The following is a 14922-nucleotide window of genomic DNA, read 5'->3' as shown; positions in this document are numbered from 1 at the left end:
AAAATGAAACAATGTTTTCTGGTAAACACGCTGGATAATGATTATTTTCTCACAAGGGATCCGATAAATGAGCGGAACGGCACCACAGATTTCGCAAGTCTGGGACTTCTGGATTGATCGTGGCGGTACATTTACGGATGTTATCGGTCGCGACCCTGAAGGGCAGCTTCATGCCCGTAAAGTGCTCTCGGAAAATCCGTCTGCTTATAAAGATGCTGCTGTTCAGGGGATTCGTTTGCATCTCGGTTTGCGCGATGGTGAGCCGGTGCCCACAGGTGCAATCGGTGAAGTGCGCATGGGCACAACAGTTGCAACCAACGCTTTGCTTGAGCGTAAAGGCGAAAAGCTGGCACTCGTAACCACTAAAGGTTTCCGTGATGCGCTGCGTATTGGTTATCAGGAGCGCAAGAATATTTTTGCGACCGAAATCATCAAGCCGGAAGCTCTTTATGATCAGGTTGTGCAAATTAACGAGCGCATTTTGGCCGATGGAAGCGTTGATGAAGCGCTTGATTTAGAGCAGGCTGAAAGCGCTTTGCGTGCCCTTAAAGCTGAAGGCTATAATGCTGTCGCGATCGTCTTTATGCATGCTTACAAATTCCCTCAGCATGAAGCACAAGTTGCGAAAATTGCCCGTGATCTCGGCATTGAGCAGGTCTCTGTCAGTCATGAAGTGTCGCCATTGATCAAACTGGTCGGGCGCGGTGATACAACCGTTGTTGATGCTTATTTGTCACCGGTTTTGCGCCGTTATGTAGCGCAGGTTTCGCGCGAGCTGGATGTGGAGCGCACCGGCGCCCGCGTAATGTTCATGATGTCATCCGGCGGATTAACGGCCGCTGATATGTTCCAGGGCAAAGACGCGATCTTGTCAGGGCCGGCCGGTGGTGTTGTCGGCCTTGCGCGCACAGGTGAAACGGCCGGATTCCATCAGGTTATTGGTTTCGATATGGGCGGCACATCAACTGATGTTGCCCATTTTGACGGTGAATATGAGCGCGCTTTTGAAACAGAGGTTGCAGGTGTGCGTGTTCGCGCACCCATGATGCTGATTCACACCGTTGCGGCTGGTGGCGGCTCTATTCTTCATTTTGATGCTGGACGTTTCCGTGTTGGACCTGATTCTGCGGGTGCTAATCCGGGTCCTGCCTGCTATCGCAATGGCGGGCCATTAGCGGTAACCGATGCCAATGTGATGCTCGGCAAGTTGATGCCGGATTATTTCCCGTCGATTTTTGGTGCTAATCAGGACAAGCCGCTTGATGTGGAGCGTGTGCGTGAGCTTTTCACGCAAATGGCTTATGAAATCGGCGATGGCCGTTCGCCTGAAAGCGTTGCTGATGGCTTCATTCGCATTGCTGTGGCCAATATGGTTGAAGCGATCAAGAAAATCTCCGTGCAGCGTGGTTATGACGTTACCCGCTATGCGCTCAATTGCTTTGGCGGAGCAGGCGGGCAGCACGCGTGCTTGGTTGCTGATGCACTGGGCATGAAAAATATCCTGCTTCATCCGATGTCGGGCTTGTTGTCTGCCTATGGTATGGGCTTGGCCGATATTCGTGCCACACGCCAAAAGGCGCTCGGTGTTAATCTGGATGCGGATGCGCCTGCGCAATTATTCGCACTCGGTGCAGAACTGGCGCAAGAATGTATGGATGAACTCACCGCACAAGGCGTCAAAGAAGATGTGATTAACACGCATTTGCGTGCGCATATTCGCTATGCCGGTACGGATACGGTGCTTTCAATTGAAGCAACCTATCCGCAGCATGATCAGGCCGAGCGTTTGCGCGCTGAGTTTGAAGCCGCCCATAAACGCCGCTTTGGGTTCATTGCTGAAAATAAAGCACTGGTTATTGATGCCATCGAATTTGAAACCGTTGGCGGTGGTGCTGGTGAAGGTGAAGCAAAAGGCTCAGTTATTGATGCTGGCGAAGCGACAGCTTCGCGCCACACCTGTTTTTATTCGCATGGTGCTTTTCATGATGCATCCGTTGTCGTGCGCGAAACCATGCAGCGCGGCCAAACCGTAACCGGCCCTGCAATCATCATTGAAAAAAATCAGACCATTGTGATTGAAGATGGCTGGCAGGCACGTCTGACCAGTCATGATCATGTGGTGCTGACCCGCATCAAGGCATTGCCGCAACGCGTGGCGATTGGCACCGATGCCGATCCGGTAATGCTGGAAATTTTCAATAATCTGTTCATGTCGATTGCTGAGCAGATGGGTGTCACGTTGCAAAACACCGCTTATTCGGTGAATATCAAAGAACGCCTCGATTTCTCATGTGCCGTGTTTGATGCAACAGGCAATCTGGTGGCCAATGCGCCGCATATGCCTGTGCATTTGGGCTCGATGGATGCGTCGGTTGCAACGGCTATTCGCGAAAATCCGGTTATCAAACCGGGTGATGTTTTCCTCATTAACGCGCCTTATAATGGCGGCACGCATTTGCCGGATCTGACCGTTTGCACGCCTGTATTTGATGATGCACAAACAGAAATCCGTTTTTGGGTCGCAAGCCGCGGTCACCATGCGGATATTGGTGGTATTGCGCCGGGTTCAATGTCGCCGCTGGCGGTTAATATTGAGCAGGAAGGTGTCTATATCGACAATTTCAAACTGGTCGATCAAGGACATTTCCGTGAAGATGGGCTGGCAGACTTGTTGAATGGCGCGACATATCCGGTTCGTAATCTGACACAAAACGTCAATGATCTGAAAGCGCAAATCGCCGCTAACGAAAAGGGCGTCACTGAACTGCGCAAAATGATTGCTTATTTCGGCGAAGATGTCGTGAAAGCCTATATGGGGCATGTGCAGGATAATGCTGCTGAAAGCGTGCGCCGTGTGCTGGATCAGCTGCCGGATGGCGGTTTCACATATGAAATGGATCAGGGCTGCAAGATTGAGGTTAATATCACTGTTGATCGCGTTAACCGCGAAGCTGTGGTTGATTTTACCGGCACTTCACAACAGCAGCCGAATAATTTCAACGCGCCTGAGCCGGTGACCCGTGCGGCGGTTTTGTATGTTTTCCGCGTCTTGGCTACAGGCGATATTCCGATGAATGCCGGTTGCCTGCGCCCGATCAAAGTGGTTGTTCCTGAAGGTTCGATGTTGTCACCGCATTATCCGGCTGCCGTTGTGGCGGGTAATGTGGAAGTTAGTCAGGCCGTTACCAACTGCTTGTTTGGCGCAACCAAAGCGATGGCCGCGGCACAAGGAACGATGAATAATCTGACATTCGGTAATGATGAATATCAGTATTATGAAACGATTTGTTCCGGTGCACCTGCGGGCCCGGGTTTTAATGGTGCGGATGCAGTGCACACGCATATGACCAATTCACGCCTGACTGATCCGGAAATTCTGGAAACGCGTTTCCCTGTCATGCTGGAAGATTTCCATATTCGGGAAAATTCCGGCGGACGCGGCCAGTGGACGGCAGGTGATGGCACTCATCGCACCATCCGTGCATTGGAAGAGCTTGAATTTGCCATTCTTTCCGGACATCGCCGCGTGCGTCCGTTTGGACTGGAAGGCGGCGAAGAAGGTGAGCTTGGCCGTAACGAGGTTCGTCGTCTGGACGGTACACGTCAGGTTCTGCAAGGTTGCGATCAGGTCGTCTTGCAGGCTGGTGAGGCCTTTACGGTGATTACCCCAACCGGTGGCGGTTACGGTAAAAAATAATCTGTTATTATTGATGGAAACCCCGCGCCTTTTATATAAAAAAGGCGCGGATTTTTCTTTTAGCTTGTTTTAAAATGTCCGGAATTGGTTCTGTCATTTAAATGTGCCAGTACAGTTTCACCAACCACTGCAATTTGCCCGACAGAGACATTCAGTGGTGTGCCAAGAGGTAGATAAACATCAAGGCGTGATCCGAAGCGGATAAGCCCAAAGCGGTCACCGGCTTCCATTTGCTGATCCTCACTCACCCAGTGTTCAATCCGTCGGGCGATAAGTCCAGCGATCTGCACGACTGCAATTTTTCCGTAAGGCGTCTCAATAACCAGCCCGTTTCGCTCATTATGGTCGCTGGCCTTATCCAGTTCTGCATTGAAGAATTTGCCTGGTCTGTAAGCGATACGACGGATTGTTCCGCTGACGGGCATGCGGTTCACATGACAATCAAAGATGCTCATGAAAACAGAAACGCGCAGCATGGGTTCACTCAATAGGCCAAGTTCTGATGGTGGCGCAATTTCAGTAATCATACTGACGTGACCTTCGGCAGGAGCAACAACAATACCATCCGCTATCGGGGTGGTGCGCTGTGGGTTACGAAAAAAATAACCGACCCAAATGGTGATGATGAGCACGACCCAAAACAAGTGAGCTGACAGAAAGGCTAAACCGATTGTTGCAGCAATGCCGCTCAATAAAAATGGATAACCTTTTTTATGAATGGGAACGAAACAGTCATTAATTGAAGATAATATGCTCATACCAACATCCTTCACGAGCGCCGCTTTTGATGATGAGCGTTAGTAAGTCTTGATGAGTGAGCATAGGGGCAGTTGGGATTAAGACGCTACGCCGGATATATTATAATGGTCAGGCCAGCCGCTAGCTAAAGATGTATTTCTAATGCGCTTTTCATTTCTACATACGGCGCTTTTATTGGCTCTTATGAAATATGCCTTTTTATTATATGCTTATTGTTATGAGCAGAGGTCGGTTTCATATAATCCGTAGCGAAATAAGAGGTGTTGAGGCCGTTGCCGCCGATTCCGCTCATACATTTGGTCGTCATATACACGGCCAATTTGGCATTGGTGTCATTCTACGCGGAGCGCAAAAATCCTTAAGCGGGCGTGGGGTAGTTGAGGCCGAAGCAGGTGATGTAATTACCGTTAATCCTGACGAAGTCCATGATGGCTCACCTATCGGTGATCATGGTCGCAGTTGGCAGATGTTATACTTTGATCCTGCCGTTTTTATAAAGCCAATTCATGCATTGACTGACGGACGTGACAATATGGCGGAACTCTCTCACCCTGCTATCAAAGATCCGGTTTCCGCAAAGTTATTTTTGAACCTATATCGCGCGATCACTGATAAAAATGGCGGTGATAGTGAAATTCAATTTCATGAAAATTTACTTATACTATTGGCGCGCTTAATTGAACTCGCTTCGTGTGAGCATAAAAATGCCGTTCCCAAAAACATTGTAAAGGCTCAAAGCCGTATTGATGATGACCCCTCCGTTGCAGTGACGCTTGATGAGTTGGCAAATATTGCAGGCATCAGCCAGTTCCAGTTGATCCGAGGCTTTTCAAAATTTACAGGCCTGACACCTCATGCTTATCTTGTGCAGCGCAGATTACAACGCGCACGGATAATGATTGCGACAGGTGAGGCACTGTCAAATATAGCGCACGTATGTGGTTTTGCGGATCAAAGCCACATGACACGGCTTTTTGTCAGTGCCTATGGCATGACACCCGGCAATTATGCTGCGGCACAGCATTAATCTGCAATTTTATTCAAGACGCGATGATTTGTAACTGATCAGTTGGCTAAAAACCAATGAGGTCAAAAATGCTTCTGCAACTAGATAACCAAAACAGAATGGCAGTGACTTATCATCATTCCTTCTTCTCAGAAGGGTGTTTGGCATGACGCTTGAATTCTTTCTAACGTCCTTAGTCATTGTTGCTTCGCCCGGTACTGGCGCAATTTATACTGTCGCCATCGGCTTGTCTGATGGTGCCCGCATGAGCCTTTTTGCAGTATTTGGCTGCACATTAGGCATTGTGCCCCATATCATGGCAGCGATCAGCGGATTGGCCGTGCTGCTTCACACCAGTGCGCTTGCCTTTCAGTTCATCAAATATCTGGGTGTTGTTTATTTGCTCTATATGGCATGGGCGATGTTCCGTGCGCGTGGAATGCTAAGCCTTAACGGCAATACAAAAACTGATAAAAATCCACATAAGATCATAGTTTCTGCCATTCTTATTAATTTTCTCAACCCGAAATTATCAATCTTTTTCTTTGCATTTTTACCGCAATTTGTTTCGGTGAATCACACTTCGCAGTTTAGTCAAATGCTGCAATTAAGTTTAATTTTTATGCTGCTGACTTTTATTGTTTTTGCGATTTACGGCGTATTTGCAGCTTCCGTTCGCCAATATGTCATTTCTAGCAATTCTGTTCAAAATTGGATGCGACGAGGATTTTCTGCTGCTTTTGCAACGCTTGCCGTCCAACTTTGGTTTACCCAGCGATAAGAAAGCTTTAGAAATTCAGGCAACAAAAAAGGCCGGGGCAACTCTGCACCGACCTTCAGTTCGTCATTTAAACTCAGTGCCAGTACATCCGTGGTCAAAGGCTCTAAATGACATTAGGCAGTTGCGAGCGCTGTGAGATAAGCGCTCATCAGCAATGCCTGAGAAAATATATAGTCGCACAATATGGCTAAAACAAGGACAGGATGAAGTTTCTTATAAATAAAACAATATTCTCCTCGGGTTGAATTTTTACACAACAGCGGGTTGCATGAATTCAATACGGTTGCCAAACGGATCATCAATATAAAGTCGATCAAATCCAACGAGTGGTTCATCTGTAACGACGCGATAACCAGCCTGTTGCATGATTTCTGCCAGTTTATTTAAGTCGCTGACAACAAAAGCCGGGTGTGCCTTGGTAGCTGGTGTAAATGGCATCTCGACGCCAAGATGTATTTTGATATCACCAGACTGGAACCAGCAGCCGCCTCTCTTTTTAAGGTTCTCCGGTTTTTCCACTTCGGTAAGTCCTAACAATCCTTGATAGAAAGAACGAGCTTTATTTTCTTCGCCTTCAGGCATCGCTAATTGTACGTGGTCAAGGCATAGTAATTTCATCTTATTGGCTCCTTCTGACAGCTCATCATGTTAATTATCTATCATAAGTTATGATCTGTTCACTTTGCCTTTTTGTTTCTTCCGGCTCGCAGATGTTACATCTTCTGGTTTAAGTTATAAGGAAGGCTAAAAGCTACGGAATCGGGATATGGATCACAGAAAAGTTACATTGTTGGAAGTTGCGCGTGCTGCGGGAGTGTCGCGGGCAACAGTATCGCTCGTGGTTCGAAAATCCCCTTTGGTGGCTGAAGATACACGCAAAAAAGTTGAGCGGGTGATGGCCGAGCTCGATTATGTGCGTGATCTTGGGGCTGCGAGATTACGTAGTAATAGTAGTCATACAATCGGTGTTATCGTCCCCAATCTGGTGAATTCCTTTTTTACCGAGTTTCTTGCTGGTGTTGAGCGAGTTATGGAAGAGGAAGACCGTGTTGTTCTTTTGGCAAATAGTCAGGATGATACCACACGGCAGAATGCTATTTTGCAACGCTTCCGTGGCCATGGTGTGGATGGTGTGATTCTGTGCCCGGCAGAAGAAACAGACCCTGATTTGCCGGAACGCTTGCAAAAATGGGGTTTGGCAGTTGTGCAAACTTTACGTGAGGTAGGGACAAGCGCAACCGATTATGCCGGTGCCGACTATGCCGCCGGCATTCTGCTGGCGATACAGCATTTGGTTGGTCAAGGGCACCGACGTATAGCTTTCTTATCAGTACCGGCACGCACATCAGCACGTGAAGAGCGTCTTGATGGTGTAACCGAAGCTTTAGCATTGTGCGGGGCTGAAAATGCGGGCATTATTGAGGCCGAATTATCATGGAAAGGCTCAGAGCAATCTGCCGCGCAAGTGCTTGCTTTGCCTGGAAAACCCACGGCTGTTTTGTGTTTTAACGATATTTTGGCGGCCGGCTTAATGCTGGGCTTGCGCCGTGCCGGTTGCGAACCGGGGCGTGACATAGCAGTGATTGGTCTTGACGGTTTGCCGCTTGCAGAACTGACATATCCGCCTTTGACAAGTGTGGCAGTAGACCCTGCACGTATTGGCGAAATGGCCGCAAGATTATTAGCGCGGCGCCTGGTTTGTCCTGGTATTCAAGTGGAAAGATCAATCGTTGAGCCGCGTCTGATCATACGGGCGAGTAGTGCTTTAAACATGGCTTGACTCTGTTATTTTTCTCATTTAGATCGTTCTAAATTGTGAAATTAGCAATATCCGCGGAGAGGGGCGATGTATCAGCTCAATTTCGAACCGGTTTTTAACAACCTTGATTTGTTGTTATACGGTGCTTGGTTAACGGTACGCCTCTCGCTTATCGCGATGGTGCTGGGCCTTGTTGTTTCTGTTTTGGGAGCGATGGCCAAAACGTCAACAATGCCATTTTTGCGCTGGCTGGTTGGTGTTTATGTGGAGGTGATCCGCAATACTCCGTTCCTTATTCAAATCTTTTTCATCTTCTTCGGGTTGCCGGCGGTTGGTGTTAGTATGTCGCCCAACACGGCAGCGCTTGTTGCGCTTGTGATTAATGTCGGGGCTTATGGTACTGAAATCATTCGTGCGGGTATTGAATCTATTCCGCAGGGGCAGATAGAAGCGGGGCGGGCATTGAGCCTGTCACGAATGCAGATTTTCCGTTATATTGTGATCAAGCCTGCACTGAGAAGTATTTATCCTTCGCTGACGAGCCAGTTTATTTATTTGCTTTTAACGTCGAGCGTTGTGTCTGCCATTTCGGCTAATGATCTGGCCTCGATGGGGGCCGATTTAAATGCAAAAACTTTCGCCAGCTTTGAAATTTATCTGGTGCTTAGCGTGATGTATTTTGTGCTGTCACTTGGCTTTACAAGTCTGTTTGCAGTGATCCGCCGCTTTTTGTTCACATATCCGTTGGGGCGCTGACATGATCCGTGAGTTTTCTTCCGCTGATGTCTTATTCATTGTTATGGCTGTACGCTGGACATTGATTTTGTCTGCTATTGCATTTGCAGGTGGCGCTATTGGTGGCTTGATCATTGCATTGGCGCGTACATCCGGCAATGTATGGCTGCGTGGCTTTTCAGCAGGATTCATTCGTCTGTTTCAGGGCACGCCGCTGTTGATGCAGTTGTTTTTGGTCTATTTTGGCCTTGCGGTAATGGGCTTTCCGATTAACCCGCTGATTGCGGCAGCAATTGCTTTGACGCTGCATGCAAGTGCCTATTTGGGCGAGATTTGGCGCGGCTCAATTGATGCAGTGCCTTCTGGTCAGAGCGAAGCGTCTTTTGCCTTGTCGCTCTCCTATTTTAACCGTATGCGCTATGTTGTGCTGCCACAGGCGATGCGTCTGTCAGTGGCGCCAACGGTCGGATTTTTGGTGCAGCTGATTAAAGGCACATCATTGGCATCCATCATTGGTTTTGCAGAGCTGACCCGCGCTGGCCAAATCGTCAATAATGCGACTTTCCAGCCATTTTTGGTGTTCGGTATTGTTGCCGCTCTTTATTTCATTTTGTGCTGGCCGCTTTCTGTCCTCTCGCGCAGGCTGGAAGCACGTATGCGTCTCGCAATTACCCGTTAAATACTCAATAATCATCGTTTAAGGAGGAGAAGTCTATGAAATTTTCCACTCGTTTATTCTCATATGTTGCTGCCGCGACTGTTGCGCTTGGCTTGGCTTTGCCAGCAGCAGCTGCTGATCTGGCAGCGATTGAAAAGGCCGGAACCGTTAAAATCGGTATGCTGGTTGATTTCCCGCCTTTTGGTATTCTGGATGCGTCGGGCACACCTGATGGCTATGATGCCGATGTTGCCAAAGCATTGGGTGACTATTTAGGCGTAAAGGCACAGATTGTACCGGTTACTGGTCCAAACCGCATTCCTTATCTGTTGTCAGGTCAGGTTGACGTGCTGGTTGCCTCTCTCGGTGTGACTGAAGAACGTGCGCAGAAAGTTGATTTTTCCAAAGCCTATGCCGGTATCAGCACTGCTGTTTATGGCGATAAAACTTTGGAACTGACCAAACCTGAAGAGCTGTCAGGCAAGTCTGTTGCCGTTGCCCGTGCCTCAACGCAGGATATTGGTGTGACTAAAGTTGCACCAGCCGATGCTGATATCCGTCGTTTTGATGATGATGCGACTGCTGCTCAGGCGTTGCTTTCCGGTCAGGTTAAGCTGATCGGCCTTTCAAATGTTGTGATGGCTGAAATTGTTAAAGCAACAGGTGATCGTTTTAATAAGAAGTTTGACATGTCCAGTCAGGTGCAAGGCATTGCCGTTTCGCCGGGCTCTGATGCTTTGCTTGAAAAGATCAATGCTTTTGTAACGCAGGCAACAACTGACGGCACTTTGGACACAATCCATAATAAGTGGTTGTCTGAACCATTGCCGGATTTTGTTAAAGCAGCTCAATAAAAATGACTAAGTGCCCGACCGGCGACGGTCGGGCATTTTGAGGAGAAGAGAGATCATGGCTGAACCAATCATCACAATGCGCGGCGTTAATAAATATTATCAGGCCTTTCATGCTTTGAATGATATTAATCTGACTGTTGGCCGCGGTGAAAAGATTGTTATCTGCGGCCCTTCGGGCTCAGGAAAGTCAACACTGATCCGTACGATCAATCAGCTTGAAGCGATCGAGTCTGGCAGCATCACCGTTGACGGTGTGGAACTAACTGCCGGTGGCAGTAATGCAGCGCTGATCCGTCGTGATATCGGCATGGTCTTTCAATCTTTTAATCTTTTTCCGCATATGACCGTGTTGGAGAATTGTATTCTCGCGCCAATGAAAACACGCAAAATTTCGCGTGCGGAAGCAGAAGAAACAGCGCGTGCATATTTGGAACGTGTGAAAATTCCGGAGCAGGCCAATAAATATCCGGCGCAGCTTTCCGGTGGCCAGCAGCAGCGCGTTGCTATTGCCCGCGCGCTTTGCATGAAGCCACGTATCATGTTGTTTGATGAGCCGACCAGTGCACTTGATCCTGAAATGGTCAAAGAGGTGCTGGACACAATGGTAGATCTTGCCCGCGACGGGATGACAATGCTTTGTGTGACCCATGAGATGGATTTTGCCCGTGCGGTGGCAGATCGCGTTATCTTCATGGATAAGGGCGTGATTGTTGAAGAAAATACGCCAGACGAATTCTTCAAAAACCCGAAAAATGAGCGCTTGCGCAATTTCTTGGGGCAAATTGCATGAGTTGCCCACGCATTTTGGTTTTGGCAGAACTTAAGCCGCAAGAAATGGCTGAGCAATTGGCTAAAAACTATGATGTAGTGCGCGATATTAACGACGCGGCCGATGTGGAAATGGTGCTGACATCAGGAAGCGTTGGTTTATCCGCAGAGCAAATGGCTAAAATGCCAAATCTGCGTCTGATTGCGGTCAATGGTGTGGGTGTTGATGCGGTTGATTTGAGTGAAGCGAAGAAGCGCGACATTCAGGTTACGACAACGCCGGATGTGCTTTCATCTGCTGTTGCAGAAATGGCATTGGGGCTGGCCTTTGCATCGGCGCGTCGTATTGCTGAAGGTGATCGTTTTATTCGTGACGGTAAATGGGCAACTGATGGTAAGTTGCCCCTTGGAAGCTCAGTTCTTGGGCGCCGAGCTGGTATTTTGGGTTATGGACGCATCGGACGCAAACTTGCCGATCTGCTGCGCGGGTTAGGCCTTGAAGTTTTCTATACGGCACGTAGCCGCAAATCAGATACGCCTGACACTTATTGCGCAGATGTCATTTCCCTGGCGCACGAGTGCGAACTCTTATTTGTAACCGCATCGGCAAATGCAGATAATAATGGTTTGGTCGGGCGCGAAACCTTATCGGCTTTGGGTACAAACGGCATAGTCATCAATGTTGCACGTGGCCCGTTGGTCGATGCTGAAGCCTTAGCACTAGCCCTTACGAGCGGCATGATTGCAGGTGCTGCGCTGGATGTTTTCGATGATGAACCTCATGTGCCGGAAGCCTTGATGAAAGCGCCTAATTGCGTGCTCACCCCGCATGTGGGTTCTGCCACCAGTGAAGCCCGCCGTGCCATGGCACAATTGGTGCTTGATAATCTGGCAGCTTATGTGGCTGGCAAACCTTTACTGACCCCTTACGAGGTGTAACATGCGTTATCTGGCGATTGGCGATCCTTTAGTTGAATTTACATCACGCCGTGATGAGCCTTCGACATTTGATCGCCGTGCCGGTGGCGATACGCTTAATACAGCAATCTATCTTGCGAGACTGACAAAGGCAGGCTCTGTTGGCTATTTGTCACGCGTTGGCAATGATCTGCATAGTCGCTGGCTAAGTGAGACAATCGCTGCTGAGGGCGTTGATGTTTCGGCCTTAGCAGTTGATGAAAATGCCCGTGCCAGCTTGAGTTTTATTTCAACCGACGCGAAGGGCGAACGCAGCTTTTCCTATTGGCGGGATCAGTCACCATTCCGTACTTATTTCGACAATGCTGCGCATCTTGCTGATCTTGAAAAGGCTCCGGTGCTTATTTTTTCAGCAATCATATTAGCAGTTTTAAAGCCGGAAGGCAGAGCCCATTTTTTCAAAAAACTTGCTGTGTTAAAACAACAAGGCACGCAGATTATATTTGATACGAATTACCGGCCGGTGTTATGGGAAAATGTAGAAATAGCATGCGAATTGATCACTAAGGCAGCAAAATTAGCAACTGTTTTATTACCTTCGCTGGATGATATTGAAGCCTGTTTTGGCATTTATTCACCTGTTGTAGCGATGCAGAAACTCATATCGCTTAGTGACGCCGAGATTATTTTAACGACAGGTGGCGGCAACGTATTTTATCGTAGCGCCGCTTCCGGTGAAGTCGAGCAATATGAGCTGCCAGAGGCTGTCACAGCGATTGATACCACAGGCGCGGGTGATAGCTTTAATGCTGCTTTTCTGGCAGCGCGCGGCGATGGACTGGATGCAAAAACAGCTATTCAGCAAGCAGCAAAATTAGCTGCAATTGTTGTGCTGCATCCGGGTGCTATCATTCCAACGGCTGCAATGCCTGCTTAATATATTGAACGATCATTTCGCCGAATAAAACCAGTGATTTGATGTTTCACTCGTCTTATTCGGCTTATTTATAATTTATGCTATTGCCGTTACAAAGTGCTCAGTAACCAATTTCCCAATTGACCAGATGGCTTAAAAAAGCATCGACATATTTCGGGCGTATATTGCGGTAATCGATATAATAAGTCTGCTCCCAGACATCGCAGGTCAGCAAAGCGTGATGACCATCTGTTAATGGCATATCAGCATTACCGGTTTTGGTAATTCTTGATTTTTCACCGTCAAATACCAGCCAAGCCCAGCCAGAACTATCGCTGCTGATCTTAGTATTTGCGATTATGAAAGTCAGTTAAAGAGAAAACTATAACCGGCTTTTTGTTTGTGCGCATAGAGAAGAAATTCATTTACAGAAAGGAGAACAGTGAAGGTGTTTCGTTGTCCACCAACGCCTTCTCATGTTTCAGCAGCCATTTTTTACGTGCTAAGCCACCGGCATAGCCGGTTAAAGTGCCGTTGCTACCAATCACGCGGTGGCAAGGTACAAAAAGGCTCACAGGGTTAAGCCCGTTGGCAAGGCCGACAGCTCGCGCAGCACTCGGCGTGCCAAGTTTTGTCGCCAGTTCACCATAACTCCATGTTTTACCAACCGGTATGGTGCGAAGAGCGGCCCATACTCGCTGCTGAAACTGTGTTCCGCCACAATCAACGACTAAATCCTCGCCTGCATGCAGGTCACCGTTTAAATAATTCTCGATAACAACATCAACGGGATGCCTGTGTTGTGTCACTCTGATAGTAAAATCATCCGCAAAACGACGTTTTAATAATGTTGTCAGTCGTCCTTCAGCGGGGCCGAAATCAAGCCCGATCAGAATGTCGTTACGCGTCACATAATAGAGCGGATCAAGCACCGTGCCTGTATGAAGATGATGCAATATAAGTTCAGCCGTCATATGCTTTTAAAGCCCTGTGTCCTGTGATGCAGCATAGAACTTAATGCGAAATCTGTCTTGTGATTCTGACAAATTGCCACTGAGATTAAAGGTATGATTGCATTCACGAGTAAATAATCACCCACTAAAATTTATGGATTTCTTATCAATAAGTATAATATGAGACGATCAAAACTGTACAGATAAACATCAATGATGCCGATTGAAGAAGTCTTTATTGGCACGTAAAGTTTCCAGAATGTAGGTCATCAGAGAGCCAACACGTTGCGCATTGGCGACATCATTATGGCACGTTAGCCAGTAGCCCCGTTTAAGCTCTACTTCATCCGGCAGCACTATTTGAAGCTGAGGAAAACCTTGTGCAATAAAATATGGAAGTACACATAAACCACGGCTGCATAGAGTAGCTTTAAGCTGGGCACTAATGCTTGTTGACTGAAAATTAGGGCGCAAACCGGGCAGCACATCGCGCATATAATCAAGGCCGGGAGAGAAGACCAGATCCTGCACATATCCGATGAAAAAATGCTGTAATAATTGCTTTTTTTGCGTGATTGGCGGGTGTTTTCTTAAATAGTCGCGGGTTGCATAAATATGCAGAGTATAGTCGATAATTTTCTTATTAATATATGGGCCGGCCTTAGGCGGATCAAGCGTTATAGCTACATCTGCCTCCTTACGCGAAAGTGCCATAATCTGTTGAATTGTAAGCAATTCTACGTTGATATGGGGGGTGAATTTCAGCAAACTGTGTGAGTTTCTCAACGAAGAAAAAATTTGAAATTCCTTCCGGTGCACTCAGGCGCACAAGACCACGTAACTGGCTGACACTGTCGGAAATTTGTGCCTGTAAACGCTCCGCTTCTGCTTCGATAATTTCGGCTGTATCGACCAGCCTTCGCCCAATTGTCGTTAACTCGTAACCGCGCGGATTGCGTTCAAATAATTTAGCTTTGAGTGCAAATTCCAGCTGTTCAATGCGGCGTGAAACAGTCACATGAGTAGTACGCAGATTGCGCGCTGCGGCTGATAATTGCCCGGTCCTTGCGACAGCTAAAAAATATTGCAAATCATTCCAGGAAAATGCAGTCGACACG

14 protein-coding genes and 1 pseudogene are annotated in these 14922 nt (G+C 47.8%); 10 read left to right on the top strand and 5 right to left on the bottom strand.

Going from position 1 to position 14922, the window contains the following annotated elements; all coding sequences use genetic code 11:
* Positions 1 to 67 precede the first annotated feature (67 nt).
* Positions 68 to 3697, top strand: a complete 3630-nt coding sequence (locus FHS77_RS07845; RefSeq protein WP_184222063.1) for a hydantoinase B/oxoprolinase family protein — start codon at positions 68 to 70, stop codon at positions 3695 to 3697.
* Positions 3698 to 3756: 59 nt separating this feature from the next.
* Here the strand turns inward: FHS77_RS07845 and FHS77_RS07840 are convergent, their stop codons facing one another.
* Complete coding sequence (locus tag FHS77_RS07840; RefSeq protein ID WP_184222061.1) at positions 3757 to 4455, bottom strand: phosphatidylserine decarboxylase; 699 nt, start codon at positions 4453 to 4455, stop codon at positions 3757 to 3759.
* 218 nt (positions 4456 to 4673) lie between these two features.
* On the opposite strand from FHS77_RS07840, the gene FHS77_RS07835 reads away from it, so the two are divergent.
* Both FHS77_RS07835 and FHS77_RS07830 read left to right on the top strand, forming a co-directional pair.
* Positions 4674 to 5483 carry a helix-turn-helix transcriptional regulator gene (locus FHS77_RS07835; protein ID WP_184222139.1) on the top strand — a complete coding sequence of 270 codons (810 nt, stop codon included), beginning with the start codon at positions 4674 to 4676 and terminating at the stop codon, positions 5481 to 5483.
* 145 nt (positions 5484 to 5628) lie between these two features.
* Complete coding sequence (locus FHS77_RS07830) at positions 5629 to 6243, top strand: LysE family translocator (protein ID WP_184222059.1); 615 nt, start codon at positions 5629 to 5631, stop codon at positions 6241 to 6243.
* 249 nt (positions 6244 to 6492) lie between these two features.
* On the opposite strand, the gene FHS77_RS07825 is transcribed toward FHS77_RS07830, so the two are convergent.
* Positions 6493 to 6861, bottom strand: a complete 369-nt coding sequence (locus tag FHS77_RS07825; RefSeq protein WP_184222057.1) for a VOC family protein — start codon at positions 6859 to 6861, stop codon at positions 6493 to 6495.
* A 148-nt stretch (positions 6862 to 7009) separates the two neighbouring features.
* Between FHS77_RS07825 and FHS77_RS07820 the strand changes: the two genes are divergently transcribed.
* The 7 genes from FHS77_RS07820 (at position 7010) to FHS77_RS07790 (ending at position 12872) form a co-directional block, all read left to right on the top strand.
* Positions 7010 to 8023 carry a LacI family DNA-binding transcriptional regulator gene (locus tag FHS77_RS07820; RefSeq protein ID WP_184222055.1) on the top strand — a complete coding sequence of 338 codons (1014 nt, stop codon included), beginning with the start codon at positions 7010 to 7012 and terminating at the stop codon, positions 8021 to 8023.
* A 66-nt stretch (positions 8024 to 8089) separates the two neighbouring features.
* A complete protein-coding gene (locus tag FHS77_RS07815) occupies positions 8090 to 8758 on the top strand; it encodes an amino acid ABC transporter permease (RefSeq protein WP_184222053.1) in 669 nt (222 codons plus the stop codon).
* Between the two features lies 1 nt (position 8759).
* The gene (locus FHS77_RS07810; protein ID WP_184222051.1) at positions 8760 to 9416 is read left to right on the top strand and encodes an amino acid ABC transporter permease; all 657 of its coding nucleotides are present in this window, start codon (positions 8760 to 8762) and stop codon (positions 9414 to 9416) included.
* Positions 9417 to 9451: 35 nt separating this feature from the next.
* Positions 9452 to 10249: a transporter substrate-binding domain-containing protein gene (locus FHS77_RS07805; RefSeq protein WP_184222049.1), complete on the top strand. Its 798-nt coding sequence runs from the start codon at positions 9452 to 9454 to the stop codon at positions 10247 to 10249.
* A gap of 55 nt (positions 10250 to 10304) precedes the next feature.
* Entirely contained in the window at positions 10305 to 11039 is a 735-nt protein-coding gene (locus FHS77_RS07800; RefSeq protein WP_184222047.1) for an amino acid ABC transporter ATP-binding protein, read from the top strand.
* Positions 11036 to 11956, top strand: a complete 921-nt coding sequence (locus FHS77_RS07795; protein ID WP_184222045.1) for a 2-hydroxyacid dehydrogenase — start codon at positions 11036 to 11038, stop codon at positions 11954 to 11956. Before FHS77_RS07800 ends, FHS77_RS07795 begins: the two co-directional genes overlap by 4 nt.
* Before the next feature lies 1 nt (position 11957).
* Positions 11958 to 12872 (top strand): sugar kinase, encoded by a 915-nt coding sequence (locus FHS77_RS07790; protein ID WP_184222043.1) that lies wholly within the window; start codon positions 11958 to 11960, stop codon positions 12870 to 12872.
* Between the two features lie 100 nt (positions 12873 to 12972).
* Here FHS77_RS07790 and FHS77_RS07785 read toward each other — a convergent pair whose 3' ends face one another.
* From FHS77_RS07785 to FHS77_RS07775, 3 genes and pseudogenes are all read right to left on the bottom strand, one after another.
* A complete protein-coding gene (locus FHS77_RS07785; RefSeq protein WP_343060975.1) occupies positions 12973 to 13194 on the bottom strand; it encodes a superoxide dismutase in 222 nt (73 codons plus the stop codon).
* 82 nt (positions 13195 to 13276) lie between these two features.
* Complete coding sequence (locus FHS77_RS16375) at positions 13277 to 13825, bottom strand: methylated-DNA--[protein]-cysteine S-methyltransferase (RefSeq protein WP_184222041.1); 549 nt, start codon at positions 13823 to 13825, stop codon at positions 13277 to 13279.
* A gap of 189 nt (positions 13826 to 14014) precedes the next feature.
* A pseudogene (locus FHS77_RS07775) lies at positions 14015 to 14921 on the bottom strand (LysR family transcriptional regulator).
* Position 14922 lies beyond the last annotated feature (1 nt).

The organism is Paenochrobactrum gallinarii (assembly GCF_014205685.1).
Taxonomy (GTDB): domain Bacteria; phylum Pseudomonadota; class Alphaproteobacteria; order Rhizobiales; family Rhizobiaceae; genus Paenochrobactrum; species Paenochrobactrum gallinarii.
This window is presented reverse-complemented; position numbering and strand designations above follow the sequence as displayed.